Origin of the sequence: Acidovorax sp. 59 (assembly GCF_002754175.1) — a bacterium.
In the GTDB taxonomy this organism is placed as follows: domain Bacteria; phylum Pseudomonadota; class Gammaproteobacteria; order Burkholderiales; family Burkholderiaceae_C; genus Acidovorax; species Acidovorax delafieldii.
Genome location: NZ_PEET01000001.1, coordinates 2,091,743 through 2,118,294 on the forward strand (window position 1 = coordinate 2,091,743; position 26,552 = coordinate 2,118,294).

The window sequence follows — 26,552 nt, forward strand, 5'->3', positions numbered from 1 at the left end:
AAATAATTAGCAATAAATTCGCTTTCTTGATTATTGCGGTTTCAGGACACTGCTTTCCAGCCCCCCTTTACCGTTGTCTGGAACCACGCCATGTCCACCCCCTCCACTGCGCCCCAACAGCCCGCAACCAATGCCTGGAGCGCCTTCAACGGAACGCATCGCAGTGGCCGCACGGCCCATCTGCTGTCGCTGGACGACTTTGAAGCCGCTGCCCGCCGCGTGCTACCCCGCCCTATCTTTGGCTACGTGGCCGGGGCGGCGGAAGACAACCTGGCCCTGGACGACAACCGCCAGGCGTTCCGCGAGATCGCCCTCGTGCCCCGCGTGCTGCGCAACGTGGCCCAACGCGACCAGGGCGTGACCCTGTTCGGCCAGCGCTATGCCAGCCCCTTTGGCATCGCGCCCATGGGTATCGCGGCGCTATCGGCCTACCGGGGCGACATCGTGCTCGCCCGTGCGGCGGCAGCGGCGGGCATCCCGGCTGTGCAAAGCGGCAGCTCCCTCATCCGGCTGGAAGAAGTGATGGCCGCCGCCCCCGGCACCTGGTTCCAGGCCTACCTGCCCGGCACCCCCGAACGCATCGATGCCTTGCTGTGGCGCGTGATCGCGGCCGGTGTGCAGACCCTCGTAGTGACGGTGGACATCCCCGTGGCGGGCAACCGCGAGAACAACATCCGCGCGGGCTTCTCCACCCCGCTGCGCCCCAGCCTTCGCCTGGCGTGGGACGGCATGGTGCGCCCGCGCTGGCTGGCAGGCACACTGCTGCGCACGCTGGCACACCACGGCATGCCGCATTTTGAAAACTCGTTTGCCGAGCGCGGCGCGCCCATCCTGTCCTCACGTGTACAGCGCGACTTTGCCGCGCGTGACCACTTTGACTGGAGCCACATCGCTCACATCCGCCGCCAGTGGCGCGGCCCTCTGGTCGTCAAGGGCATCCTCAGCCCGCAGGATGCCGCCCTCGCCCGCCAGCACGGGGTGGACGGGATCATCGTCAGCAACCACGGCGGTCGCCAGCTCGATGGCGCCGTGGCCCCGCTGCGCGTGCTGCCCGCCATTGCCGAGCAGGCTGGCAGCGGCATGACAGTGATGCTGGACGGCGGCATCCGCCGGGGCACCGACGTGATCAAGGCCCTGGCGCTGGGCGCGCAGGCAGTGTTTGTAGGGCGGCCCTTCAACTACGCCGCCGCAGTGGACGGCGAGGCAGGCGTTTCAGCGGCCATCGATCTATTGCGCGCCGAGGTGGACCGCAACTTGGCCATGCTGGGCACCACCACCTGCGCAGCGCTGGGGCCAGAGCATCTTATGGACCGGCGGACACGCTGAGGGACGGCGGCGCACGCTTCTCGGAGCGTGCCTGATCAAACTGGGGAGCAAAGTGCAATCAGCGCGGTTTGAAATGAAGTGATGGCAGCGCCGCCAACAATCCCCTGTTGATCACTTCGATATTGATAGCTGTTGGCGGTTATCTGCAAAGCACTAGCAGCACTTTTCATTCAATAGGGTTGGTCTGCAGCGCCACGGACGGCCTCAGGCTGATTTCGAACTTTCACTCGACCACCATTGGCAGGCAGTTTTTGACCCGAACCGTCCCGTTTGCCGCGCACTATGGAACTGCCATGGGTGGCCCTTCAGTTAAAGTCCTCGCCCCGCGGGTGATTTTTGGCCGCTTCGTGCACCCCAGTGACTGGGGTTGAAAACAAAATCTGCGACTTTGGGTGGCACGCCGGCTGATGTGGCCGTGCAAACCGCAACTCGCGGAAATAGAAAAAAATATGCTGCTAACCGATATAGCCGTCGAGCACACTTTGGTGTCTAAAAAGGATGGCGTTCGTCAGACTTTCTTGCTGCATCCTTTTACTGATACACAGCGCGATTCACTGGGCAAATTCGAGCTCGTTCGCGACGTCAGCCAGCCCGGACTCAAAGACGTGAAACGCTCCACTTTCGTATCGTTTCACCAATTGGCGGAGCTGTATGCAAAAGGCCTGCTCGAAGAATTCGGGTTTTCCGTTCGCATGTGTCCGGGTAAAGGCACCTACCCTGCCAAGCTTCCAGCCAAAGAGATACTGCCCACCAGCATCAAGCCAGGCTCTTCGTTCGATCTGGCGGTGCAAAAGGTGGATATTTCCAAACCGGCCACGCGCGAATTGAGAACCGCCTTGCTTCGCGCCAACGTCCAAATTTAAGCGTGACGGCGCTGATTGATACAGGAGCCGATGTGAATCCAACCATTGCGCATGCTGAACTGATTGCCACATTCAAGCGGGCCGAGGCAGATGCCGCCCACAAGTTCGGACTGATCCAAGCAGCTGCGAATAAGGGCCCCAAGGCAATACAAGCCGCCACCGAAACAGCGGCAAAGGCGGCAAAACGCAGGGACTCTTTTGCGAAAAAGCTGGGCGATCTGGGGGTGGACCTAAAGTATTGAACGCCACCAAGCCCATGGCGCAACACCCACCATTGGCGACCGCGCACAACAGGCGATGATTGTCAAAACAATCTCCGCAATCTAAAAGCAGAATTGGCCACGGGTCCTGCCTCGATTTGCATGCTTTCCAAGCACGGCAATTGAAGCGTCTTCATTTTCCGGATTACAAAGGTGTTGAGAGAGATGGGAAACCGCTATGGCTGTGTTGCAGTCATTCAGTGACGGTAAACGAATGAGTACTATCGGCCAGAAGCAGCCTCTCGAAGGATCTGAATGCACGCATCCGAATTTGTGGGGAACTGGTATTCCCTCAAAGGCGAATTGGTAGCAGCCTTTACCAAAGCCGATAGCGAGACATCAAGGAAGATAGCTGCCTTGAATTTGACGCCTAGCCAGTACAAGCAGATCGAAAGCATCGTTGATGACGTTATACGTGACACGATGTACACGTTGCTGCTGGGATTGGATGGCGCTGCCAGGATTGGGAAAGATCAACAGCACTTCACAATTGCGTGCGAGGATGGTCAACCGATTGAAAATCTAGCGGACGAGGCTTGGACGCGCTTCCAAGGCAATCGGTAGCCAAGGGCTTCGGTCTGCTAAGGGCCCGCTAGCGTCCCTCACCGTGGGGCAGAATCCGGCCAGAAGCAGACATTCACGGGCGAGTGTCTACCGTCACGAACAAATGCACTTTTCTCTATAGTTTCCTCGCGTAGACATCGGGTAATCCTTGTCGGGGCCAACTTGCCCAATGAACGGAGCGCACTGCGCCTTGCACTCTGCCTCTGCGTCTTTTGGTGGCGGGAGCAACCACGCAATTGCTGAAATCCCCGCGATGAACAGCGCAAAAACAAGAAACGCAATCTGACCTAGCGAAAGTCTCTTGATGGCATTGCGAAATGGCAGCCTCATAGGCTTTCGCACCACCTCTTTTTTCAATGCCTTAACTGCTCTAACCTTACGAAATCTGCCCGGCATCTTGCCCTCCACCACAAGTTCTTTTAACGGCCTCTGAGGCAGCTTATTCGACAATGGGTGCTCTGAGCCTGAGCTTTGACCAGTCATGGCCAGCAAGCGTCCTTCGCTGTGAGACAGAATCCGGCCAGGCGCAGGCACTGGATCATCCAATGATTGACCAACCACGCGCATCATTTCTCGCAAGCCAAGCCTTCGATTTTTGGCAGTCCGGTCGAGCCGAAGATGCGGTTCCTCTTTATGAGGAGGCGCTCACATTCGCGGACCCTTGTCACTACGGACTGCCTGACTACCACGGTGAATTCGCGAGCCTGTTATCGGGGCTCGGTCGATTCGTGGAAGCGCGGGAGCAGTTTGAACTAGCTTTGAAGGCCTGCCTAAACCAAGGTGCAAGCGAGGGAAGCAATGGGGTAGTCGTAGCGCGTTACTTCTTAGCGGAGCATTTGCTGAGCCACAAGGAACCCCAATTGGCGCTGGATACGCTTCAGCCCTCCATGCTGAACGGAATTGAGATGGAATGGTTACTGCACTATTCCAAGGCATTTGCACTTCAAGCACTTAAGCGCGAGGAAGAGGCTCGCGCAGAAGCTATGCTAGCGCTCGAAACAGTAAGGTCCGACGAGAAAAGAAAAGAGCTCGCCGAATTGTTTGCAAAGGGCCAAGTGTTGTAGCTGCAGTGACCGGTTTCGGAAAAATTGACCGTCGGCTCAGGGCCCAAAGCTGAAGCTCAATCCTCGCCGAAGGCGCGCGTACAAGTAGTTCTCAACCACACGTCATCGTGGCGGACCATTGAAGCCAACTACTGCATCAACGCCGCATCGGAGGCAGATGGCCGTTTGATTCTGGTTGTCTCCAACGCCCCATTCAATGATGGTATTGGGTGCATTGCAGTCATTTCTCTGCCGCTTGAGCTAGGCCGAAAACTGCGCGCCAAAACACAGCCAGAGCAATGCTATGTCGGACCCCGAACTGAAGCAGATGGATGGGTCATAAAAAAAGCGCCGGGCTCTCCCAAACCCGGCGCTCTCATTCCAACAAGCTTTATCAAGCCAGCTTGAACGGCAGCTCGCGCGGCGTCTTGCCTGTGATCTGCGCAATGGCATTGGCAAACGCCGGTGCCAGCGGTGGCAGGCCCGGTTCGCCCATGCCCTTTGGCGGATCGGCGCTGGGCACGATGTGCACGGTCACCTGCGGCATGTCGGTGATGCGGGGCACGGCGTAGTCACCGAAATTGCTCTGCTCCACCACACCGTCCTTGAGCGTGATTGCTGCGCCGGGCAGGCAGGTGCCCAGGCCCATCAGCGCGGCGCCTTGCACCTGGGCTTCCACGCTCTTGGGGTTGACCACCAGGTTGCAATGCACGCCGGCCGTGATGCTGTGCAGCTTGGGCGTGCCGTCTTTGACGGAGGCCTCGACCACATAGGCCACCACCGACTCGAACGACTCGTGCACCGCCACGCCCCAGGCGCGGCCGGCGGCCAGTTTCTTCTTGCCGTAGCCCGACTGGGCGACGGCCAGCTGCAGCGCCGCCTTGTGGCGCGGGTGCTTGTCGCCCATCAGGGCCAGGCGGTACGCCACAGGGTCCTGCTTGGTGGTACGGGCCACTTCGTCGATCAGAGTCTCCATGGCGTAGGCCGTGTGGGTAGAACCCACGCTACGCCACCACAGCACCGGCACGTTCACGTCCGGGTGGTGCACCGACAGCTTCATGGGCACGTCGTAGGGCTCTTTCATGCCTTCGATGGCCGTGGCGTCAATGCCGTTCTTGATCATGAAGGCCTCGAACGGCGAGCCCTTGGTGATGGACTGGCCGACGATGGTGTGGTCCCACGCCAGGATCTTGCCCTTGGCGTCAAAGCCGATCTCGGCGCGGTGCACGTGCATGGGGCGGTAGTAGCCGCCCTTGATGTCGTCTTCGCGGCTCCACAGCGTGCGCACGGGCGCGGTGATACCGACGGTGTGGGCCGCCTTGGCCACGCCGCAGGCCTCCACCACGTAGTCGCTGGTGGGGATGGCGCGGCGGCCAAAGCCGCCACCGGCCATCTGCGTGTTGACCTTCACGTTCTGCGGCTGCAGGCCCAGTGTCTTGGCGGCGGCCATCGCGTCCAGGCCGGGCATCTGGGTGCCCATCCACAGTTCGGCCTTGTCGCCGTCCAGCTTCACGGTGCAGTTGAGCGGCTCCATGGGCGCGTGCGCCAGGTACGGGAAGACGAACTCGGCACTGATCTTGTGGGGTGCGCCCGCCAGCGGCGCCATGTCGGCCTGCATGGCCACATTGCCTGGCTTGGCGGCCAGTTCGCGGTACTGCGCCAGCAGCGCGGCGGTGTCGGGCTTGGTGACCGCGCTGGTGTCCCACTCCACCTTGAGGGCGTCGCGCCCCTGCTTGGCGGGCCAGTAGCCGTCGGCCACGATGGCAACGCCCTCGCCGCCCCGGTCGGTGGGCACGCGAAGTACGGCCTTCACGCCCTTGATGGCTTTGGCGGCGCTGTCGTCCAGGGACTTCACCTTGGCGCCAAACACGGGCGGGCGGGCCACCACGGCCGTCAACATGCCGGGCAGGCGCACGTCAATGCCGTAGTCCTGCTGGCCGCTCGACTTGGCCTTGGCATCCAGGCGCCCGGTGGGCTTGCCGATCAGGCGGAATTGCTTGGGGTCCTTGAGTGCGACCTTTTCAGGCACGGGCTGCTTCATGGCGGCTTCGGCCAGTGCACCGTAGCCCAGCTTCTTGCCACCGGGGCCGACCACAAAGCCGTTGCTGGTGCGCAGGGCCGACGCGTCCACGCCCCACTGGGCGGCCGCCGCCGAAACCAGCATGGCCCGGGTGCGCGCGCCCAGCTCGCGGTACTGGGTATACGAGTTCTTGATGGAGTTGGAGCCACCGGTGAGGTGCATTCCAAATGCGGGGTCGGCGTAGGCCGGGTTGGCGTCGCCGTGCACGCTGCGCACCTTGCTCCAGTCGGCATCCAGCTCCTCGGCCAGGATCATGGGCAGGCCGGTTTGCACGCCCTGGCCAAAGTCCAGGCGATTGATGGTGACGGTGACGGTGCCATCGGCATCGATGCGCACAAAGGCAGAGGGCTGTTCGTGCGGCTTGAGGCCAGCGGGGGCCGCAGAGGCTGCGCCCTGAGCAGCAGACACCAGGGGAAACGCGCCCAGCGCAAAGCCCGAGGCAGCCGACACCTTGAGGAAGGTGCGGCGAGCCACACCTTCCGACGCATCAAAAGCTCCTGAATTCATAGCGCCCTGCGCTTTATCCACTATCGCTTGGAGGTGTTTTGGCATGAAATGTTGTGCCTGGCCCTGCAGGGCATGGGGTTCGAAGTGCATGGAGGTCTCCTTCAATCAGGCCAGGGTCTTGGCAGCGTCGTGGATGGCGGCGCGGATGCGCACGTAGGTGCCGCAGCGGCACACGTTGCCGGCCATGGCAGCGTCGATGTCGGCGTCGGAGGGCTTCTTCTTGCCCTTGAGCAGCGCGGTGGCGCTCATGATCTGGCCGCTCTGGCAGTAGCCGCACTGGGCCACGTCGTGCTTGACCCAGGCGGCGTGCACGGCCTTGCCCACCTTGTCGTCGGCGGCAATGGCTTCAATGGTGGTGATCTTCTGGCCTGCCGCCGCCGAGATGGGCGTGATGCAGGACCGCACCGGCGCGCCGTTCAGGTGCACGGTGCACGCACCGCACAGCGCCTGGCCGCAGCCAAACTTGGTGCCGGTCATGCCCAGCGTGTCGCGCAGGGCCCAGAGGATGGGGGTGGATTCGTCGGCATCCACGGCCGTGTCTTTGCCGTTGATATTGAGGGTGGGCATCGTGGGACTCCTTGGGATGAAGGTCAGCGCTCAAAAGCACAGCGCAATCGGTAGGGCGGCGCGGGCAGACATCAAGCCGCTTTGTTGTTTTAAGAGAATAACTATTCGATTAAACCGCAAAATTCGAGTTTCTGCAGCGGCACGATTTACGCCTTGATGGCGTCCCAGCACAGGCCAAACGCCATTTGGTGCACAGCCTCGTCATCGGGCAGCACCTGGGTGCGGATCAGGTTGCCGGTCTCGCGCACCGAGCCCACCAGGCTGGCCGTGAGCAGCGGAATGGGCACGGCCTTGAGGATCTCCTGCTGCTGGCCTTCTTCCATCAGCGCAAAAAAGCCCGCCATCAGCCGGGTCGAAAATTCGCGGTTGCCCTGGGTGAACCAGGGCGAGTTGTAGTACTGCTCCTGGAACACCACCTCGGCGTATTGGTCCAGCCGATGGCGCAGCAGATTACCCCAGGCGCGGCGCACCCGTGCGCGGTAGGGCATGCCAGGTTCTATCCCACTCATGATGCGCGCGGCCGTCACGGTCTTGGCATCCTGGTACAGCTGGCTGATCAGTTCGTCCTTGGACGGGTAGTACACGTACAGCGTGCTCGTGGCCACACCCGCTGCCCGGGCAATGTCGGCCAGGGTCAGGCCGCTCAGGCCCCGCTGGGCCACCAGTTCAAAGGTGGCCTGGGCAATGGCGCGCTGTTTCTCGTCATCTTTGGGTTTCATCGGAACCAGGAATATAAACGAACACAAATTCGACCACTATCAAAACCCACTGCACATGTCCTGGCGCAAAGCGACATCGTACGGGGGATGCACAATCGTGGCCATGACCACGAACTCCATCGCCGACCTCCGCAAGAGCTACGAGCGCGCTGAACTCAACGAAGACGCCTCGCACGCCGCCCCCCTGCAGCAGTTTGACCAGTGGCTCAAAGAAGCCATCAGCGCCCAGGTGCCCGAGCCCAACGCCATGACCCTGGCCACCGTGGGCAGCGACCTGCGACCCAGCACACGCATCGTGCTCATCAAGGGTTATGACGAGCGCGGCATTGTCTGGTTTACCAACTACGACAGCCGCAAGGGCCGCCAGATTGCGGGCAACCCGTTTGCAGCGCTGCAGTTTCACTGGGTGGAGCTGGAGCGTGTGGTGCGTATCGAAGGCGTGGTGGAGAAGGTCAGCGACGAGGAAAGCGACGAATACTTCAGCAGCCGCCCCCTGGATTCGCGCATCGGCGCCTGGGCCAGCCCCCAAAGCCAGGTCATTGCAGGCCGCAGCGTGCTGGTGGCCAACGCGGCCAAATACGGGGCGCAATTCATGCTGAAACCGCCCCGCCCTCCACACTGGGGCGGCTACCGCCTCAAGCCCGACCAGTGGGAGTTCTGGCAGGGGCGCAAGAGCCGCCTGCATGACCGGCTGCGCTACCGGCTGGACGCGGGCGAATGGGTGCGGGAGCGGCTGGCGCCCTGACCTGAACTAGGGTCCTGGGCCGTTAGCTCAGCCCGCCACCCAGCGCGTCACAGCCACAATCACCACTGGCATCGTCACCAGCCCCAGCGCGGTAGACACCGCCACGCTGGCGGTCACCTCTTCTTCTGCCACGCGGTAGCGCTGGGAGAACAAGAAAACGTTGGCTCCCACGGGCAGCGATGCTGCCACGATCATCACGGCCAGCGGCATGCCCGACAGGCCCAGCGCCCAGCCCATGCTGGCCAGCACCAGCGGGTGCACCACACATTTCACCAGCGCAATGCGCAGCGCAGCCTTGAACTGGTGGCCAACCTTGGTGAACGCCAGCGTCACCCCCACCAGCAGCAGCGCAATCGGCCCCAGCGCCTGGCCCAGCAGCTGCAGGGGCTTGCCCACCACCTCGGGCACCACCAGTCCCGTTTGTGCAAACAGCAGACCCGCAATGATGGGCAGCGGCACGGGGTGCACGATGCCGTTGCGGATGGCCTGCAGCACGGTGCGCCACATGGGCTGCTGCACGCCGCCCGGGCGCCCGGCGTGTTCGCGCGCGGCCGCCAGTTCGAACACCACCGTGGCCGCAGTCAGCAGGATGAGCGAATGCACCGAGATCAGGGTGAACAGCGTGACCAGCCCCGCATCGCCAAACACCAGGCCCACCAGCGGCACGCCGATCATCAGCGTGTTGCTGAAGGTGTTGGCCAGCGCCCGGGCGGCGCCCAGCGTGTTGAAGCCCTGCACCGCCAGCGTGGCGGCGTAGACCACGCCAAACGCCACAAAGTAGATGCCCACGGGGCCGAAGTTGAGGTCTTCGATGTGCACCGTGCTCATGGTGCGAAACAGCAGCGCGGGCGTGAGCACCATGAACACCAGGTTGGCCAGGTCCTTGACGGACTCGGCACGAATCCAGCCACGCCGCCCCACATAAAAGCCGATGGCGATGAACAGGATGACGGGGATCAGCGAGGTGAAGACAGGAGAGTTCACGGAGAAAAGCGCGCCAGGTCGGCAAAGGTGGGCGCCGATTGTCTCCCATGATCCCTGCCGACTCGGCGTGCTGCGCCCACCGCACTCCCAATTCTTGCTACATATTCAATAGCTATTAGCGCATATTTCACTAGCGCTTGACGCCGATTTCATTCAATTCCCCGGCCTGGGCCCGCTGGGGGCGTATCTGCCGCGGCGCGGGGCGCATCCTCCGACAGCAGGGCCAACAGCCCTTGCAGCCCCTCCACCCGGTGGTCGGCCAGAGGCCAGGGTTCGACCCCCGGCCGCACCGTCTGGACGGTGGTGGCCCCCAGGGCGCGCCCGGCCGACAGTTCGGACAAGGGGTTGTCGCCCACCACCAGCATCTGGCGGGGCGCGCAGCCCTCGCGGGCCAGGATCTGCTCAAAAATGGCCTGCTTGCCATGCGCGGCGTCGGTGGGTGGTGCGTCAATCGCGTCGATGAGCACCTGTTCGAACCACGGGCGGATTCCCAGCGCATCGATCTTGCTGTCCTGCAGGCGCCGAAAGCCGCTGGTGACCAGGTAGCGCCGCAGCGGGATGCGGGGCAGCAGTTCGATGTCGGCGTAGCCTCGCAACGGCGCCTTCGCCTCCATCTGGCTGAACTGCTGCCACCCCGCCGCGCGCATCGCGGGCGTGAAATGGTGGCGCTCAGCCACCAGGTCGAACGCGGTGAACCAGCAGGCCTGCAGCGCTTGCTCAAGGGCGTCCGGGCTCAACGCGCCCTGGTTGGCTTGCCGCACAGCCTCGAAAGCGGGCTCGAACAAGGGCCCCACCGCCCGGGCATCCATCAGGCAGTTGTCCAGATCAAAAACAGCAACGGTGTAGTCCAAGGGCATCGCTCATCAAAAAAGTATCAGTGAACGGCGTGGCGCGTGACGGGCAAACGTCGCCCGCCTCATCCGGCCACGACGGACACCCCGTGGTCTGCCAGCGTCAGGCTGACCGGGGCCCCCACATCCAGCGGCAACTCCACCAGGGGCGACACCACAAAAATGGCGCCCAGGGCGCTGGCAAAGGTGTATTCCATGACGCTGCCCAGATAGGTGCAGCGGGTGACCCGCGCGGCCAGGCCCGCCGATGTGGCCGGGCCGATCACCCAGGCCTCAGGCCGCACGGCGATCTTGACCGGGCCTGCGGACAGTGCGGCGGGTGACGGCACACGCAGCGGGCCCAGCTGCGCATACCCGGTGGCTGCATTGCTGCCCGGGCTGGGCGCGTGGTTCTGGGCCGCGAACAGCATGGCCTCGCCCATGAAGCCGGCCACAAACTCGGAGGTCGGTTGCTCGTACAGCGCGCTGGGCACGCCGCTTTGGGCGATGGCGCCCCGGTCCATCACCACGATCTGGTCGCTGACGGCCAGGGCCTCGGACTGGTCGTGGGTGACATAGGCCACGGTGAGCTTCAGGCGCTGTTGCAGGGCCCGGATTTCCTCGCGCATGGAACGGCGCAGGCGGGCGTCCAGGTTGGACAGGGGTTCGTCAAACAGCAGCACGGCAGGCTCCAGCGCCAGCGCGCGGGCCAGGGCCACGCGCTGCTGCTGCCCGCCCGACAACTCGTGCGGCCTGCGCTGGTCCAGACCGTGCAGGCCCACGGTGTCGAGCATGGCACGCGCCTTGTCGCGCACCTGCTGTTTGCCCAGGCCCGACAAATGCAGGCCGTAGACCACGTTGTCGATGACATTCATGTGCGGAAACAGCGCGTAGTTCTGGAACACCAGGCTCACGTTGCGCTGCGCCGGGCCGAGGGGGGTCACGTCATGCCCGTCGATGAAGATGCGGCCCGATGTGGGAGATTCGAGCCCGGCAATCAGGCGCAGCGTGGTCGTCTTGCCGCAGCCCGACGGCCCAAGGATGGTGGTGAGCGTGCCGCGCGGCACGCTGAAGCTGATGTGGTCCACCACCAGCGGGGCGCCGGGCGATGCTCCATACCGCTTGCACACATCCCTGAATTCAATGCCGTGATGGCCCGCAGAGTTCGTCATGGTGCGTACGTTTTGGCGACTGCCATGTCTAAGGCCGATGGGAAGCTCAATGAACGACAACGGGCCCCATGAAACCGGCGCGCCCTGCGCCAGAGCAGCCGAGCAAGGGCCGCCCCGCAGCGAGGGCTGCGTCCCCCAGGGGGGAAGGCGCCGCAGGCGACACAGAGGGGCTTCATATCAACTTTCCCAGGCCACCACGGCATCCACGCCGATGACATGCCCCGCGTCCATGCGGTTGAACAGCGTGACCTGGGCGCCCATCGCCTCGGCAATCTGCCGGCAGATGGACAACCCCAGCCCCACCCCGCCCTTCCCCGCCGAAAACGGCTGGAACAGTCGCTGCCGCACGGCGTCGTCGATGCCGGGGCCCTCGTCCCACACCAGCACCTCGCGCCGCCCGGTGCTGTCGCGCAGCAGCACACCCAGCCGCCCATGGGTGGGCGTGTGGTGGATGGCGTTGGCCAGCAGGTTGCGCATCAGCTCGCCCAGCAGCGCTGCGTCGCCGGGTGCCCACAGCGTGTCAGGGCCCTCCAGCGCAAAGTCGAGCCGTTTGGCCGCAATCAGCGGTGCCAGCTCCATCACGGCCTCGCGGGCAATCGCGTTCAGGTCCACGATGGGCAGCTCGCCCATGCGCTTGAGCTGCTCCACCTTGCTCAGGCTAAGCAACTGGTTGGCCAGGCCCGAGGCGCGGTCCACGGTATGCAGCATCTGCTGCAGCGCATCGCCCACCAGCATGTCACCCGCCATGGCGGCCTGCAGCTGGGTGCGCAGCACGGCCATGGGGGTGCGCAGCTGGTGGGTGGCATCCGCCAGAAAGCGCCGCTGCTCCTCGATCCAGCGGCTCTGACTGTGTTGGAGCTCGGCAAAATGCTGCACGGCCGGAGCGAGTTCCGACGGGCCTTCGTAGATGCGGCCTGCGGTGCCCACAACGTCGCCGCTGGGCGGCCGCATCAGCGACACATCCGCATGCCGCAACCAGCCCGATGCCGCCCGCGCCAGCAGCACCGCCACGGTGGTCATCGCCAGTGCCAGCAGGACCACCCACCACAGGCCCGAGCCACCGCCCAGCAGGCGGCGCGCACCCGGCAGGCGCTCGCCCAGCGGGCGCGCCGCCTGGCGCACCACGGGCGCAGCCACGGCTTGCCCCTCCTTCACCCCGGTGGGCTGGTACAGGGTCACTGCCACCCGCACCAGTTGGTCCCCGACCTGCGCCAGGTAGAAGTGCACGGCACCGGGGTCACGCACCACCTCGGTGGGAGGCACGCGCGGCAGATCGGCGCTGCCAGCCAGGCGTTCGCCGTCCAGATTGCTCTCGCGGTACCAGACACCGGGCACGGGTTGGGCACGCAGGGAGGCGGCGGGCTCTGCTGATAGATCTGCAGGCCAGTGCGCCAGCGCCTGGCGCAAGGCCTCATCTTGTGCGGTGGCGTCATGCTGCACCTGATAGGTCCATTGCACCACGCAGATCACGGCCACCAGCCCCCACAGCGGCACCAGCCAGCCCACCAGCAGCACCCGCTGCAATGAGCCGCCCCGCGGCCGCCAGGGCCGCCGCTGCCACCACCGCAGCGTCACCGGGCCACCCCGCCCTTATCGGACTTGTCGGCTTTGTCCGTCTTGTGGGCGGCCATGCTGTCGGCATCGCACAGCAGGTAACCCACGCCGCGCAAGGTCACGATCTCGGCGTTGGTGCCCACCAGCTTCTTGCGCAGCCGGTGCACCACCACTTCCACCGCGTCGGCTTGCACCTGCTCGTCCGTGTTGGCAAACACCTGGGTGCGCAGCTCTTCCTTGCTGACCACCCGGTCCACGCGCGACATCAGCAGCCGCAGCAGCTCGGACTCCCGCTGCGACAGCTCCAGCGGCAAGGCATCGTTGTAGAACACGCCACTGCCCGGCTCGCGGTATAGCGCCCCGCAGCGCAACTGCCCGTCGCGCCCCACGCGGCGCGTCAGGGCCCGCAGCCGCGCCACCAGCTCATCCAGGTCAAAGGGCTTGGCCAGGTAGTCATCGGCCCCGGCCTCCAGTCCTGCCACCCGGTCCGTGACGGCAGCGCGGGCCGTCAACGCCAGTACCGGTGTGGTGCTGCCGCCATCGCGCAGGCGCCGCAGCACCTCCAGCCCGTCCAGGCCCGGCAGCGACAGGTCGAGCGTGATCACGTCAAACGCGGTGCGCCGCGCAGCCGCCAGGGCCTCCTTGCCATCGGCGCAGCACAACACCTCAAACCCACGGGCCACCAGACTGCGGCTCAGGGCCCCGGCCAGATCAAAATCGTCTTCGACCAACAGCAGTTTCATCCCCCGATCATGCCGCCTGTGGCGGGCTGGGGCCACTGTGCTTCTACGGACAGGCGATGAAAGCGAAGCGAAAGGCGGTGCGCACCCCTCCACGGCTGTGCCGCTGTACAGTAATGCGCAGTATTTTCGAAACCGCCTCCATGAGATACCTCCGGAACCAGACAGCGCTGCCAGGCCTTCATCAAAGGACCTTGCAGCTGGTGGCAACCGCACTGGCCTTGTGCACGGTGCTGCCGGCCCAGGCCTCGCAGTCCCTGCGCTGCAATGGATCACTGGTGGGCAAAGGCGACTCTCCCGTGACGCTGCTGCAAAAATGTGGTGACCCCATCTACCGCCAGGGCGTGTGCGTTTCCATGCTGCAGCTGGGCTGGGTGGTGACGCCCTACCGCCCGGGCAGTCCCGCAGCGGTGCTGGCCAACCAGTGTGTGCCCATGGAAGAGTGGACGTACGACCGGGGGCCAGGCACCTTCCTGGGGGTGGTTCGCATCTACAACGGCACGATCGAATCCGTGCGCGACGGCGATCGCAGCAGGTAGCGGGGCGTGCTGGCCCGCCTGTCCAATGCGCTGGAAGGCCCTCAACCCTCAGGAAGCCGCGGCGATGACGATGCTGGATTCGTCAAAAACCGCCGTGGCTTGCTGGCCCGCTCGAACCTTGGCTCCTTCAGCGGCAAAGCCCACCAGCTGGATGCCGCTGGGCAGCTGTAGCACCACCTCGGGGGCGGCGCCGCGAGCGACGCTCCGCACCACCCCGGCCATGGCATTGCCTGCGGGACTGCCAGGGGCCGGGGCCACCTGAACCGCCGTCGCCTTGCACAGCGCCAGCACACCAACCCCTGCCTTCAAACCCAGCAACTGGGCGCTGACCCGCGTGATGGACGCATGCAGCGCCTGCCCATCCGCCAGCAGCAGCTGCACACGCACCTGCCCTCCCACGGCCCGCACCTTGCCCACGGTGCAAGGAAACTGGTTGCGCATGCTGGTGCGCAGCGCCAGTGCGGCGCGGCCGGTCGCTGCGTCGTCGTCGCTCTTCAATCGGCCCAGTACCTGCTGGCGTGCATCCGCCAGCGCATGGGCCGCCTGCAGTACCCGCTGGCCGGCTGGGGTGAGCGCGGCCCCGCCGCCGCCGCTGCCGCCCACCACCTTCTCCACCAGCGGCACCCCGGCCAGGTTGGTCAGCGTCTCCAGTGCCTGCCAGGCGGCCTTGTAGCTCACGCCCGCGCCCCGCGCCGCCTCGGAAATGGAGCCCACCTCGCCAATGCGGCGCAGGATGTCGATGCGCTTGTCCGTGGCCTCGTGGCCCAGCACCTCGGCCAGTGGCAGTGAAGAATTGCTCATGCGGGCATGTTAACTGGGTGGTACAGACGCTTGAGGCATCGCTGTTCATCAATGGAATAGCGCAGTAGCTGACATGCTACAGTCCCGCTATTCCAATGAAGAATAGCGAGATTGTCGTGAAGCGTTTCCTGTTGTCCCTGGCCGCCTCGTTGGCGGTGGCGGTTTCGGCCCAAGCGGGTGAGGTGTCGGTGGCCGTGGCCGCCAACTTCACAGCCCCGATGCAAAAGATGGCCCGCCTGTTCGAGCAGGACACCGGCCACAAAGCCACGCTGGCTTTTGGCTCCACCGGGCGGTTCTATGCGCAGATCAAGAACGGTGCGCCGTTTGACCTGCTGCTGTCCGCCGATGATGAAACCCCGGCCAGGCTCGCCAAGGAAGGCCTGGCGGTCGATGCCAGCCGTTTCACCTATGCCATTGGCAAGCTGGCCCTGTGGAGCAAGCAGCCCGGCCTGGTAGATGCCCAAGGCCAGGTGCTCAAATCCGGCACCTTCGACAAGATCGCGGTGGCCGACCCCAAGCTCGCCCCTTACGGAGCCGCCGCCGTGGAAGTGATGACCCAGCTGGGCGTGCTGAACGCTCTGCGGCCCAAGTTTGTGCAGGGTGAGAACATTGCCCAGACCCACCAGTTCGTTGCGACCCAGAATGCCCAGCTCGGTTTTGTCGCCCTGTCGCAGGTGATGGCCGATGGCCGCCTGGTGGAGGGCTCGGTGTGGGCCATCCCTGCAGCGCTCTACACACCGCTCCGCCAGGACGCCGTGCTGCTGAACAAAGGCCAGGGCAACGCCGCGGCGGCAGCATTGCTGCAATACCTTAAGGGCGACAAGGCGCGTGCGGTCATCCGCGGCTTTGGCTACGAGCACTGAGATACTCACACCCCATCCACGCCACCGCCCTTTTCTTTTATGCCTCTGGGCCCTGAAGCACTGCAAGCCATCTGGCTGACCCTGCAGCTTGCCACCCTCACCACCCTCGTGCTGCTGTTGATCGCCACGCCACTGGCCTGGTGGCTGTCGCAAACCGAGTCGTGGTGGAAAGGGCCCGTGGGCGCCTTTGTGACCCTGCCGTTGGTGCTGCCGCCCTCGGTGCTCGGCTTTTACCTGCTGGTGGCCATGGGGCCTGCCGGGCCGCTGGGGCAGTTCACGCAGGCCATGGGCTGGGGCCTGCTGTCGTTCACCTTCACGGGCTTGGTGATTGGGTCGGTGGTGTTCTCCATGCCGTTTGCAGTGCAGCCGCTGCAGCATGCCTTCGAGTCGATGGGCCGCCGCCCGATGGAAGTGGCCGCCACCCTGCGGGCCAGCCCGGTGGATGCGTTTTTCACGGTGGCCTTGCCGCAGGCCCGCACCGGTCTGCTCACCGCAGCCATCCTGAGTTTTGCCCACACCGTGGGCGAGTTTGGCGTGGTGCTGATGATTGGCGGCAACATCCCGGGCAAGACACGGGTGGTCTCCACCCAGATCTACGGCCATGTGGAAGCCATGGAATACGCCCAGGCGCACTGGCTGGCGGGCGGCATGGTGCTGTTCTCGTTCGTGGTGCTGCTGTGCCTGGCGCTGCTCAAGAACCGTGGCTCGCGGGTGCTGCCATGAGTGCGCCCGGCGACCTGCGCATCCGGCTTGCGCTGCCGCGTGCCGACTTTGAACTGGCCGTGGACCTGCGCTTGCCCGGCAGCGGCATCACGGTGCTGTTTGGCGCCTCGGGCTCAGGCAAGACCAGCGTGCTGCGCTGCGTGGCGGGGCTGGAGCGCGCGCACCCCGGCCTGGTGGTGGTGGCTGGCGAGGTGTGGCAGGACGATGCCACCCAGGTGTTTCTGCCCACCCACCAGCGGGCGCTGGGCTACGTGTTCCAGGAGGCCAGCCTGTTCGAGCACCTGGACGTGCTGGGCAACCTGCGGTATGGCCTGAAGCGCGCCCGGTCTGCGCAGGCCGAGGCCACGCTGCAGACGGCCATCGAATTGCTGGGCATCGGCCGTCTGTTGCAGCGCCGGCCCGGCCAGCTCTCGGGCGGCGAGCGCCAGCGGGTGGCCATTGCCCGTGCCTTGGCAACTTCCCCCCGCCTGCTGCTGCTGGACGAGCCCATGGCCGCACTCGACCTGGCGCGGCGCCAGGAGATCATGCCCTGGCTGGAGCGCCTGCGCGATGAGCTGCACATCCCCATGCTGTATGTCACGCACTCTGCCGACGAACTGGCACGGCTGGCCGACCACCTGGTGGTGCTGGAGGGCGGTCAGGTCAAGGCCGCCGGGCCGGTGGACCAGGTGCTGTCGTCGGTGCACCTGCCCATGGTGCTGGGCGACGACGCGGGCGCGCTGCTGCGCGGCCAGGTGTTGGAGCGGGACACGGCCTGGCACCTGGCGCGCGTGGGTTTTGCCGGTGGCGCCATGTGGCTGCGCGACAGCGGCCTGCCGGTGGGCCAGGCGGTGCGGCTGCGGGTGCTGGCCCGCGACGTGAGCCTGACGGTGCAGGAGCCCATGCAGACCAGCATCCAGAACCACCTGCCCTGCGTGATCGACTCGGTCGCGCCCGACGCCCACCCCTCGCAGGCGCTCGTGCGGCTGCGCTGTGGGGAGTCTTTTCTGCTCGCGCGGGTCACCCACCGGTCCCTGCATGCGCTGGGGGTGGTGCCCGGCAGCGCGGTGTGGGCCCAGGTCAAATCGGTGGCGATTGTTCCTTGAGGTGCCCACCTGCGGCCCTCCAGCCTGGATCCGCACGCTCTCGCCGGGCGTGGCCGCGACGCCTTATGGGGCCACGCACACGCCCAATGACTGACTTTTGGCCTGGTACATGGCGGTGTCTGCCGCGCGCAGGTAGTCGTCGACCGTCGCCAGCCTGGATGCGCTGGTGGCCAAGCCAACACTCGCGCCACTGATCACGGTGTGTTCGCCGATCACATAGGGCGCGGCAAGGGCGGCGGCGATCTGCTCTGCCCGTTGGCTGGCTTCAGCGGGGTCAATGGACTCCAGCAGCACATTGAACTCGTCGCCACTCATGCGGGCGACCAGATCCACCGCCCGCACGCAGGATTCGAGCCGCCGCGCCACCTGTTGCAGTAGCTGGTCGCCCACATGGTGTCCGTAGCAGTCATTGACCGCCTTGAACCCGTTGAGGTCCAGCAGCAGCACGGCAAACATCGTGGCCCCACCGCGTGTTGGCTCGCCATCACCGTTCACCCCGTCGTTCTGGTGCAGTGCGATGAGTTGCGCGAGGCGATCGCGGAACAACGGCCGGCCGGGCAAGTTGGTCAGTGCGTCGTAGGAGCTGCCACGCTCGGCCAGATCGCTCAACGATCCCGCCATGCGCACGGGAACACCGTCTTCAAACTCGGCGAGCCCGCGCCAATTGACCCACACCAGCCGCCCAGCCCCGTGGAACGCACGGAAGTCCACCGAAAAGTTCGCGCTGTTTCCGGACAGATGTCTGCGGTAGGCCTCCTGCACGCGAGCGCGATCCTCGCGATCGATCAGTTGCTCGAGAAAGCGCCAGCCTCCGTCGTACACATGATCGCGGCTACCCAGCCCGACGATCTGGAGAAAGCGCCCGGACACATGCAGGGCGTCCGTTCGCAAGTCCCAATACCAGATGCCGTCATTGGATCCGCGGGTCGCCAGCGAATAGCGGTTTTCGGAGCGCAACAGATCGAGTTCGGTATTCTTCTGCTGGGTGACATCGATCATCAGGCCGATCATGCGGTTCGGGCGACCCGGTTCGACCACTGCGCGGCACAGGTCACGCACCCACACGACCTTGCCCGACTTGGCAATCAGCCGGTAGCTCATCTCGTAGGCATGGCTGTGCGTGGCGTTGTAGGCGGCATCGTCGATCACCAAGGCCTCCTCCAGATCATCGGGATGCACATGCGCCCTCCAGAAGCCCGGGTCAGCCCGCCACTCCTCGACGGAGTAGCCGAACAAGCGTTCGACCTGTGGGCTCAGAAAGGTATTGCCCACCCCGATTTCAGCCTCCCACACCACGCCATCAATGGTTTCCAGCAAGCGCAGAAAGCGCTGGCGAATTTCCACCAGCACCTGCTCGGTGACCTCGGTGATCTCGATCAGGACACCCTGGCGGCTGATCACCCGCTCTGCCGCATCCGTCTCCGGGTGGAACTGCAAACGCACCCAGCGGTAGTCCGCGTCGGCAAAGCGCAAGCGGAACACCGGCATGCCCGAGCGCATGGTGCCGATGTCGTCGGGATGCACGAACTCCAGCAAAGACCTGCCAAGCGCCGCTGTCACCGAGTGGCCGGTGAGCTTGTGCCACGCCGGGTTCAGGTACGTGATCTCCCACAGCGCATCGGTCTGTACCACCGCCTCAGGAAGCAGTTGCAACAGGTTTGCGGACGGCGTGGGAGTGGTGGGCATGCAGGGCTATTGCAAATGGGTCAGATTCATGCAGGGCCGCGCCAAACAAGTCCTTCGCGCGTCGCGCGACCCGGCGTTGGGCGGCCTGCTGCGGTGCCAATCCCATTTCCGAATCGGTTGCGCGCCATCACCGGGACTGAGACAGCGTCGCCTGGACGGATCGAAAAATCAACCACGTCAAAGCGAGTATGGCATGCATCCAAGTCACCTTTGGACTCGGTGGTTTGGGTCCGGGAGGTGTGCAAGCCAGCAACGCCCTCCCCCGCCGCTGGCTCGCTCACATCACGACGGCATCACCCGTCAGAACGCCACCTTCACCCCCACCGTCAGATTGCGCCCCATCAGCGGCGCTGCGTTCTTGATGAACGAGGTGTGCGCGTACGCCAGGCGGTCCGTCAGGTTGTTGGCCTTCAGGTACACCTGCCAGGGGGTGCCGCTGCTGAACTGGCCGTTGTAGCTCACGCCCAGGTTCAGCATGCCGTAGCCGGGCGTGGCGGTTTCAAAGTCGGCCACCCGGTTCTGGCGGGCCACCTGCACCCATTCCACCTGGCCTTCCCAGGCCTGCCAGTTGGCGTCCAGCCGCACACCGGCGCGGGTGGCCGGGATGCGCGGCAGCAATCCACCGCCATCCAGCCTGGCGCGCACGGTGTCGCCAAACAGGGTGATGCCCAGATTGCGTGTGAGGCGCTGGCGCACCTGGCCTTCGATGCCGGTGAAGGTGGCGTCGGCCTGGCTGTACTGCAGCAGTTGCAGGCCGTCCAGCGCGTCCAGAGTGCGGCCATAGATGTAGTTCTGGATGCGGTTGCGGAACACGCTCACGCCGAAGGTGGTGTCGCCGCTGGTCTTCTTCAGGCTCACATCGATGTTCTGCGAGATTTCGGAGCGCAGGTCGGCATTGCCCCGTTCGTACGTGCTGGTGGCCATGTGCAGGCCCTGGGCGTACAGCTCTTCGGCCGACGGCGCGCGGCTGGCGCGGGTGAACGAGGTGCCCACCTGGTAGCCCGGCGTGAACTTCCACACCGCGCCCAGCGACGCCGAGGTCCCGTTGTGGCTGCGCTCAATGCCGCTGGTCTGGGCCTCGGCCGTCTGGCGGTCATGGCGCAGGGCGGCTTCAAAGCGCCAGTCGTTCCAGCGGTACTCCTCCAGCACGAAAAGGCCCGTCTTGCGGGTCACAGTGGGCTGCACATAAGCCTCCTCGCCCTCGGCGCTGAACTTGCGCTGCGAGGTCTGCAGGCCGATCACGCCCTTGAAGCCGCCGATGGGCTCGTGCTGCAGCTCGACGCGCGTGTCGTAGGCCTTGTTCTTGAAGGTGGTGCTGATGGCGCCGTCTTCGACCTCGTCGTGTTTGTAGTCGGTGACACCCGCACGCAGCCGCAGTGCCGAGAAGCCCGCAAACGGGTTGCGCAGCTCGCCCCGCAAGTCAAAGCGCTCGCTGCGCAGGTCCACCACCGGCACATCGCCTGCTGCGGCGTCGTGGTCATGGCCGTCGGCTTCGTCGTCCGCGTGGGCGCCGCAGTGCAGGTGGTCGCCATGGGTGTGGCAGCCGTCAAAGCTGTGGTTGTGGCCGGGCAGACCGTACTTGGCGGTCTGGCGGGTGTAGGCCGCACCCAGGTAGCCCTGGTCGCCCACCCACGACAGGCCCACGCTGCCAGTGTCCGTGCGGTTGAAGCTGCCCAGCACCTTGCTGCCGCCCGACCAGCCCTTGCCCACGCGGTAGTCGCCCGCATCCCGCGCCACGCCTTCCACATGCACGGCCAGATTGCCCGCCCCACCCGTCAGCGAAAAGGCCCCGGCGCCCTCGCCTGCCCCCGAGTTGGCACGCAGCTCGGCACTGCCTTCGTAACCCTTTTGCGGGATGGCGGTGGGCACCTTGCCGTCCAGCACGTTGACCACGCCGCCCACGGCGCCGTTGCCGTAGACCAGGGCCGAGGGGCCACGCAGCACCTCGATCTGCGTGGCCAGCAGCGGCTCGGACACCACGGCGTGATCGGGGCTGATGGTGGAGGCGTCGTGCAGCTCGGCGCCGTCGCTCAGCACCTTGACGCGCGGGCCGTCCATGCCGCGGATGATCGGCCGGCTGGCGCCCGCACCAAAGTGGCTGCTGGTGATGCCGGGCTCGCTGTTCAGCGTTTCGCCCAGCGTGGCCTCGCGGCGGCGCACCAGTTCATCGCCTTCCAGCACGGTGGCGGGGGTGGTCATGTCGCTGGCGCCCAGTTGCAGGCCGCTGGCCGACACGGTGACTGCGGGCAGACTGGGTGCAGCGTCAGCCGCCGCAGCGGGCGCGGGTGCAGTCTGCGCCTGGGTGGCAACGCTGGTGCCAGACAGCGCCAGCAGGGTCGCCAGGGCCACAGGGTGGAGCGCCGGGCGTGCACGGCGGGAAGCAAAGCGGTGGGTAGAAAAGGTGTGGGTCATGGTGGTGGCCTGCAACAAGGCATGCGCGGCGCTGGCGGTGCCAACGCGCCTGCGCATGCCGACCCGCGCCCTGGGCGCGGGTTGATGAATAAAACCGCTGCAAGCGCTAGTGAAATATGCGCTAGCAGCTATGAAAACAGGAGTAATGATGGGCGGCGCGCCGTGGTACGGCCGCTGGCAGCCGCCAAATCGGCCTGCACACAGCGGCTTGCATACCGCGCCCTGCGCCAGCAAGCACAACACCGCCGCGTTGCCCTGCAAGGCACACAGCGGGGACGCCGGCTGAGAAGGTGGGGCTAGGGACCCTCTGCACAAATCAGCGCGCCGTGTGCATCAGCGGGCTCGGGCGGTCTGCCGCGTTGCAAATACTCGCAATAGCTACCGCTATTGCTGCGTTTTGCGCCTTGCAGCCCTTCCCGATCCGCTGCGCCCACTTGCCGCTTGATTCGTGCAGAGGGTCCCTAGAGGTGCGCTGCGCGTCAGGCGACCGGTGGGCCGCGCGCGTGGAATAGCGCAATGTAGGGTGTGCTCGCCCGCCCTGCCGCATGCAAGGCCGGCGGCAGCGGCGCATCGGCCGCAGGCAGCGCCAGCGGGGCGGCATGCAATGCGTCGCCCAGCGCCAGCTGGTCGAGCAACAGACAGTCCACCGGCGCGTGGTGGGCCAGCAGATAGGGCAGCCACAGACCGTGGCCGGGTGTGGCAGCGGGGCGCACAGTGGGGGCCAGGTCCCACGCCGGCTGCCCGGGCAACGAAGAGGGCGCGGCCAGCACCCCGGCATGCGCCTGGTCCAGCGCGCCGCCGTGCACCACCTGGTGCAGCCGACCCAGCGTGGGCACCACCACCAATGCCAGCAGCAGCCACGCCAACGCCATGCGCCGCACCGCTGCGCCGCGCAGGGCGGCGGACGGCAGGTACTGGGGGCGAAGAAGCGCGCGGGTCACGTCAGGAGCGAAAGGGAAAAGGATTGCGGCGGAGGCTGTAGCGCCTGCAGCGCCAAAAGCCGTGGATTATTTCACCGGCACCGCGTCCACCACGCGGTAGTACAGGCCGTAGGGGTCATTGGGGAGCACGGTGAACTTGCCCTCCACCACCACGGGCTCCAGCGAATAGCGCACGGGTGTCTTGGCCTTGACCTCGACCATGCTCTCGGGCCCGCCCGGTGTGCAGAACGAGCAGGTCAGCGGCACGGAGGTGAGGATGAAGTGCGTCTGCGTCGGCTTGGCATCCAGCGGCACCATGAAGCCCTGGATGCGCTGCGTGGTCTTGTCCATGCCCTTCTGGGCGTCGTTGAACACCGGCAGGATGCCGTCCTTGGTGGTCTTTTTGCTCAGGTCGGTCAGCACCGACCAGGGCACCACGTCGTTGCGCTGGGGCAGCGGGGCAATCGGGCTGTTGGGGCTGTGGTAGCCCGCACCCGACCCCGATGGCACGACAGTGCCAGCGCCCGCAGGCAGGGGCGACGACAGCACTGGCGCTGCGGCCGCGCCTTCCTTGGCACGCTCAAAAGCGCCCGGCGCGGGCTTGGTGGCGCCGCCTTGCTGCGCGTGCGCACCGGTTGCCAGAACCAGCGTGGCGGCCAGACAAGCCACGCGAGCCATCAGGCCGGGGATGGGCAAGGGTTTCAAGGTGCAGGACATGGCGGGGACTCCGGGCGAACGAGCATCAAAAAAACAGGCGCTCAGTGTGCGTGTTTCATGCCGCAGTATTTTCCAATGGCCAGGTTCTTGCACGCCGCCTGCAGGTCTTTCTGGCACTGGTCGTGGCCCTTGCCGGACTCCAGGCACTTGGCGGCGGCCTCGTGGGCGGCAGCCATGGCACGGTGGCGGGCGACGTCTTCCTGGGTGTCCTTGTCGTTGTGGGCTTGCGCGTGGGCCAGGGCACCGGCGAGCAGCATGGGCGCCAGGACGAGAGCAGCGAAAAGTTTTTTCATGGAAAGACTTTCAGGTGGAGTGGCTAGAGGGTTTATGGAGGTCAGAACTCGGGGGCCGCATCAGGGCTGGCTCAACAAGTCGGCAACATCGGTGCGGTAGGCCTGCATGGCGGGCAGCAGCGCCGCCAAGGCCGCCACGCCTGCGGCCAGCAGCGGCACCCCGGCTTCGGCGGGCAGCCAGATCCAGCCCGTCACCGGCAGCAAGCCCTGCGCCTGCAATGCCCAGCCCAAGGCCTGCGACAGGCCGTGGCCCAGCAGCAGCCCCAGGATGGACGCGAGCGCGGCCAGCCACAGCGCCTCCCACAGCACCAGCCCGGCCACACGGCCCGGCGGCGCGCCCAGCATGCGCAGCATGGCCAGGTCGGCGCGGCGCTCGCGCACGGCATTCCACAGCGCGATGAACACGCTGAGCGCGGCCACGGCCAGCAGCACGCCGCCAAAGGCGCGCAGCACATCGGCACCCACGCCTAGCAGGCGCAGCAGGCGCGTGACCTCGATGGCGGGCGCCGCCGCCTGCATCGAGGTGCCACCGTTGATCAGGCGTGGCAGCGTGATGGCCGCCATGGGCGTGCGGTAGCGCACCAGGGCTACGGTCACCTCACGCTCTTCCTTCATGATTTCCAGGTCCTCGGCATCGTTGGCCGTGGCGGTCTCGTGCACCATCCAGACGGATTCGGTGCTGGTCAGTATCAGCCGGTCCAGAACACAGCCGCAGGGCGCCAGCACCCCGCTCACACGGTAGGGGTGGTTGCCATGGGCGTGCCCTCCTCCACCCAGGCCGTGGCTGCCAATGAAGGTGGCCCCCACCAGCGGCGCGCCTCGGTGGCTGGCCTTGACAATGCCACGCGCCACGCTGGCGCCCAGCACCGCGTCCATGGGCTGCTGCCACAGCGCGCCTTCGGCAAATTGGGCCTCATAGTGCGCCACGTAGTCGGGCGTGGTGCCCACGATGCGAAAGCCCTGGTAGCTGTCGCCCAGGCTGAGCGGGATGACCTGCGCCACCAGCGGGTTCTTCTGCAGCTCCTGCACCTCTTGCAGCGGGATGTTGCCCGTGGGCACGTCGATGTGGAACACACCCGCCAGGATGAGCTGCAACGGGCTGCCCTTAGCGCCCACCACCAGGTCGATGCCACTCAGGTCGCGCTCAAACGCCTTGTCGAGCTGTGTGGCCACCAGCAGCACCAAAGTGATGGCGGCCAGGCCCAGCGTGAGCACCAGCAGGTTGAGCACGGCAGCCAGCGGCCGGGACCACAGGTAGCGCCAGGACAGGCGGGCGAGTTTGAATGCTCCTGAATTCATAGCTGCTCAGGCATATTCAACCGGCACTCCGTGCCGATTTCATTCAAATCAAGGGTCTGGACACCTGCCAGGGCGGACACCACACGCTGGTCATGCGTGGCAATCACCAGGCTGGCATCGCAGGCAGCGGCGCTGTGCTGCAGGAGGGCCAATGCGTCGGCCGCCGCCTCGTCGTCCAGACTGGCCGTGGGCTCGTCAGCCAGCAGCACCTGCGGCGCCAAAAGGACGGCCCGCGCCAGCGCCACGCGCTGCGCCTGCCCGCCGGAGAGCTGGTGCGGCTTGCGGGCGGCCAGCTCGGCCACCCCCACTTGGGTGAGTGCACGGTGAATGGCCGCATCGTCACGCGGCAGCCCGGCCGCAAAGTACGCCAGCGCCAGGTTGTCCGCCACGGTGAGTGCGCTGCTGAGGTACAGCTTTTGCGGCAAGAAGCCAATGGTGCGCGCGCGCCAGGCATCGATCTCGGCCCCGCGTTGCGTGCCCAGCTGGGTGCCCGCCACAAACAGGTCGCCCCCGCTGGCGCCGCGCAAGCCCGCCATCAGCGCCAGCCAGGTGGACTTGCCAGTGCCCGAGCGCCCGCGCAGCAGCAGCGTGCCGCCTTGGCGCAGGTCCACATCCGGAAAGCGCAGCGGCGCGGCGCCCCCCGTGGCATAGGTGTAGGAAAGCCCCCGGGTGCGGATCATGCGGCAGCGCCCTCGGCCGGGTGCGCACAGTCGGCACAGCGTCCGTGCACGGCAACGTCCACTGCCAGACTCTCATGCCCCGCAGTGGCCAGCGCCTGCAACACCTGCTGGAGCGCCTTTTGCACCTTGGCAGAACCCTGCGACAGGCGGAACTGGCGATGGCAGTCGTCGCATTCAAACCGCGGTGCCGCGCCCTCCTCCCCCTGTGGGGCCAACGCGTAGCGCGTCACGCGGCCGGCATCGATCTGTTTGTGCAGCAGCCCTGCGGCAGCAAAACGGTCAAGCATGCGGTAGACCGTAACCTTGTTGACCGCAACGCCCGCTGCAGCCAGGGCCGCCTCGACCTCGGGCTCTGACAGGGCCGCATCCGGCCGGGCTTCGTAAACTGCCGCCAACGCCCGTGTGGCGCGGGTGGCGCGCATTCCGGCTGGGAGGGACCAGGGCTGGATGCCGTGTGCGTGTGGAAGAGGCGGTGCAGACATAGGTGGTGCGGATGAACTGCGCATAACGCAATCGGGTTGCATTATGCCTGCCTGCAGCCTCGCTCTGAACGAATTTGCTCCCTCCAGGCATTGAACCC

At 65.6% G+C, this 26,552-nt stretch carries 27 protein-coding genes; 10 read left to right on the forward strand and 17 right to left on the reverse strand.

Translation table 11 applies throughout. The annotated features are described in order from the left end of the window. Nucleotides 1–90: 90 nt before the first annotated feature. The 5 genes from CLU87_RS09405 (at nt 91) to CLU87_RS09425 (ending at nt 4,077) form a co-directional block, all read left to right on the forward strand. On the forward strand, nt 91–1,326 hold the full coding sequence (locus tag CLU87_RS09405) for an alpha-hydroxy acid oxidase (protein ID WP_099730273.1): 1,236 nt from the start codon (nt 91–93) through the stop codon (nt 1,324–1,326). Between the two features lie 449 nt (nt 1,327–1,775). Further along, nucleotides 1,776–2,189 carry a hypothetical protein gene (locus tag CLU87_RS09410; RefSeq protein ID WP_056062786.1) on the forward strand — a complete coding sequence of 138 codons (414 nt, stop codon included), beginning with the start codon at nt 1,776–1,778 and terminating at the stop codon, nt 2,187–2,189. Nucleotides 2,190–2,191: 2 nt separating this feature from the next. Beyond that, entirely contained in the window at nt 2,192–2,431 is a 240-nt protein-coding gene (locus CLU87_RS09415; RefSeq protein WP_369804302.1) for a hypothetical protein, read from the forward strand. Nucleotides 2,432–2,704: 273 nt separating this feature from the next. Then, nucleotides 2,705–3,013 carry a hypothetical protein gene (locus CLU87_RS09420; protein WP_099730276.1) on the forward strand — a complete coding sequence of 103 codons (309 nt, stop codon included), beginning with the start codon at nt 2,705–2,707 and terminating at the stop codon, nt 3,011–3,013. A 545-nt stretch (nt 3,014–3,558) separates the two neighbouring features. Then, the gene (locus tag CLU87_RS09425) at nt 3,559–4,077 is read left to right on the forward strand and encodes a hypothetical protein (RefSeq protein ID WP_099730277.1); all 519 of its coding nucleotides are present in this window, start codon (nt 3,559–3,561) and stop codon (nt 4,075–4,077) included. 373 nt (nt 4,078–4,450) lie between these two features. On the opposite strand, the gene CLU87_RS09430 is transcribed toward CLU87_RS09425, so the two are convergent. The 3 genes from CLU87_RS09430 to CLU87_RS09440 form a co-directional block, all read right to left on the reverse strand. Beyond that, the gene (locus CLU87_RS09430; RefSeq protein WP_369804303.1) at nt 4,451–6,643 is read right to left on the reverse strand and encodes a molybdopterin cofactor-binding domain-containing protein; all 2,193 of its coding nucleotides are present in this window, start codon (nt 6,641–6,643) and stop codon (nt 4,451–4,453) included. A gap of 105 nt (nt 6,644–6,748) precedes the next feature. Next, nucleotides 6,749–7,210 carry a (2Fe-2S)-binding protein gene (locus CLU87_RS09435; protein ID WP_056744839.1) on the reverse strand — a complete coding sequence of 154 codons (462 nt, stop codon included), beginning with the start codon at nt 7,208–7,210 and terminating at the stop codon, nt 6,749–6,751. Nucleotides 7,211–7,356: 146 nt separating this feature from the next. Continuing rightward, nucleotides 7,357–7,929: a TetR/AcrR family transcriptional regulator gene (locus CLU87_RS09440; RefSeq protein WP_056744837.1), complete on the reverse strand. Its 573-nt coding sequence runs from the start codon at nt 7,927–7,929 to the stop codon at nt 7,357–7,359. Nucleotides 7,930–8,032: 103 nt separating this feature from the next. Here CLU87_RS09440 and pdxH point away from each other — a divergent pair, with 103 nt between their 5' ends. Next, on the forward strand, nt 8,033–8,674 hold the full coding sequence (gene pdxH, locus CLU87_RS09445; protein ID WP_056744835.1) for a pyridoxamine 5'-phosphate oxidase: 642 nt from the start codon (nt 8,033–8,035) through the stop codon (nt 8,672–8,674). A gap of 27 nt (nt 8,675–8,701) precedes the next feature. On the opposite strand, the gene CLU87_RS09450 is transcribed toward pdxH, so the two are convergent. The 5 genes from CLU87_RS09450 to CLU87_RS09470 all read right to left on the reverse strand — a co-directional run bounded on the left by CLU87_RS09450 (nt 8,702) and on the right by CLU87_RS09470 (nt 13,957). Further along, nucleotides 8,702–9,658 (reverse strand): AEC family transporter, encoded by a 957-nt coding sequence (locus CLU87_RS09450; protein WP_056744833.1) that lies wholly within the window; start codon nt 9,656–9,658, stop codon nt 8,702–8,704. Between the two features lie 149 nt (nt 9,659–9,807). Beyond that, nucleotides 9,808–10,515 (reverse strand): HAD family hydrolase, encoded by a 708-nt coding sequence (locus CLU87_RS09455; RefSeq protein WP_056744831.1) that lies wholly within the window; start codon nt 10,513–10,515, stop codon nt 9,808–9,810. A gap of 59 nt (nt 10,516–10,574) precedes the next feature. Continuing rightward, nucleotides 10,575–11,660 carry an ABC transporter ATP-binding protein gene (locus tag CLU87_RS09460; protein WP_099730279.1) on the reverse strand — a complete coding sequence of 362 codons (1,086 nt, stop codon included), beginning with the start codon at nt 11,658–11,660 and terminating at the stop codon, nt 10,575–10,577. Between the two features lie 177 nt (nt 11,661–11,837). Continuing rightward, the gene (locus CLU87_RS09465; RefSeq protein ID WP_099730280.1) at nt 11,838–13,235 is read right to left on the reverse strand and encodes an ATP-binding protein; all 1,398 of its coding nucleotides are present in this window, start codon (nt 13,233–13,235) and stop codon (nt 11,838–11,840) included. Beyond that, nucleotides 13,232–13,957 carry a response regulator transcription factor gene (locus tag CLU87_RS09470; protein ID WP_056744825.1) on the reverse strand — a complete coding sequence of 242 codons (726 nt, stop codon included), beginning with the start codon at nt 13,955–13,957 and terminating at the stop codon, nt 13,232–13,234. The genes CLU87_RS09465 and CLU87_RS09470 overlap by 4 nt, the downstream gene beginning before the upstream one ends. 200 nt (nt 13,958–14,157) lie before the next feature. Between CLU87_RS09470 and CLU87_RS09475 the strand changes: the two genes are divergently transcribed. Further along, nucleotides 14,158–14,493, forward strand: coding sequence for a DUF2845 domain-containing protein (locus CLU87_RS09475; RefSeq protein ID WP_233193749.1), 336 nt, complete (start codon nt 14,158–14,160; stop codon nt 14,491–14,493). Between the two features lie 48 nt (nt 14,494–14,541). On the opposite strand, the gene CLU87_RS09480 is transcribed toward CLU87_RS09475, so the two are convergent. Then, nucleotides 14,542–15,294: a TOBE domain-containing protein gene (locus CLU87_RS09480; protein ID WP_099730281.1), complete on the reverse strand. Its 753-nt coding sequence runs from the start codon at nt 15,292–15,294 to the stop codon at nt 14,542–14,544. Nucleotides 15,295–15,389: 95 nt separating this feature from the next. Between CLU87_RS09480 and modA the strand changes: the two genes are divergently transcribed. Genes modA through modC form a run of 3 tightly spaced genes read left to right on the forward strand, consistent with a single transcriptional unit; the run spans nt 15,390 to nt 17,965 of the window. Continuing rightward, nucleotides 15,390–16,157: a molybdate ABC transporter substrate-binding protein gene (modA, locus tag CLU87_RS09485; RefSeq protein WP_199170811.1), complete on the forward strand. Its 768-nt coding sequence runs from the start codon at nt 15,390–15,392 to the stop codon at nt 16,155–16,157. Between the two features lie 39 nt (nt 16,158–16,196). After that, complete coding sequence (gene modB, locus CLU87_RS09490; protein ID WP_099730282.1) at nt 16,197–16,880, forward strand: molybdate ABC transporter permease subunit; 684 nt, start codon at nt 16,197–16,199, stop codon at nt 16,878–16,880. Then, nucleotides 16,877–17,965, forward strand: coding sequence for a molybdenum ABC transporter ATP-binding protein (gene modC, locus CLU87_RS09495; RefSeq protein WP_099730283.1), 1,089 nt, complete (start codon nt 16,877–16,879; stop codon nt 17,963–17,965). Before modB ends, modC begins: the two co-directional genes overlap by 4 nt. A 63-nt stretch (nt 17,966–18,028) precedes the next feature. Here the strand turns inward: modC and CLU87_RS09500 are convergent, their stop codons facing one another. From CLU87_RS09500 to CLU87_RS09535, 8 genes are all read right to left on the reverse strand, one after another. Further along, nucleotides 18,029–19,651 (reverse strand): sensor domain-containing diguanylate cyclase, encoded by a 1,623-nt coding sequence (locus tag CLU87_RS09500; protein WP_099730284.1) that lies wholly within the window; start codon nt 19,649–19,651, stop codon nt 18,029–18,031. 300 nt (nt 19,652–19,951) lie between these two features. Further along, entirely contained in the window at nt 19,952–22,063 is a 2,112-nt protein-coding gene (locus CLU87_RS09505; RefSeq protein WP_056065007.1) for a TonB-dependent receptor domain-containing protein, read from the reverse strand. A gap of 479 nt (nt 22,064–22,542) precedes the next feature. Continuing rightward, entirely contained in the window at nt 22,543–23,004 is a 462-nt protein-coding gene (locus tag CLU87_RS09510) for a hypothetical protein (protein ID WP_233193750.1), read from the reverse strand. A gap of 66 nt (nt 23,005–23,070) precedes the next feature. Continuing rightward, nucleotides 23,071–23,700 (reverse strand): DUF3299 domain-containing protein, encoded by a 630-nt coding sequence (locus tag CLU87_RS09515; protein ID WP_099730285.1) that lies wholly within the window; start codon nt 23,698–23,700, stop codon nt 23,071–23,073. Between the two features lie 41 nt (nt 23,701–23,741). Beyond that, the gene (locus CLU87_RS09520) at nt 23,742–23,993 is read right to left on the reverse strand and encodes a hypothetical protein (protein ID WP_099730286.1); all 252 of its coding nucleotides are present in this window, start codon (nt 23,991–23,993) and stop codon (nt 23,742–23,744) included. A gap of 60 nt (nt 23,994–24,053) precedes the next feature. Beyond that, nucleotides 24,054–25,292, reverse strand: a complete 1,239-nt coding sequence (locus CLU87_RS09525; protein ID WP_099730287.1) for an FtsX-like permease family protein — start codon at nt 25,290–25,292, stop codon at nt 24,054–24,056. Then, nucleotides 25,289–25,972 (reverse strand): ABC transporter ATP-binding protein, encoded by a 684-nt coding sequence (locus CLU87_RS09530; protein ID WP_099730288.1) that lies wholly within the window; start codon nt 25,970–25,972, stop codon nt 25,289–25,291. The genes CLU87_RS09525 and CLU87_RS09530 overlap by 4 nt, the downstream gene beginning before the upstream one ends. After that, a complete protein-coding gene (locus CLU87_RS09535) occupies nt 25,969–26,394 on the reverse strand; it encodes a transcriptional repressor (protein ID WP_099730289.1) in 426 nt (141 codons plus the stop codon). Before CLU87_RS09535 ends, CLU87_RS09530 begins: the two co-directional genes overlap by 4 nt. Nucleotides 26,395–26,552: the final 158 nt, after the last annotated feature.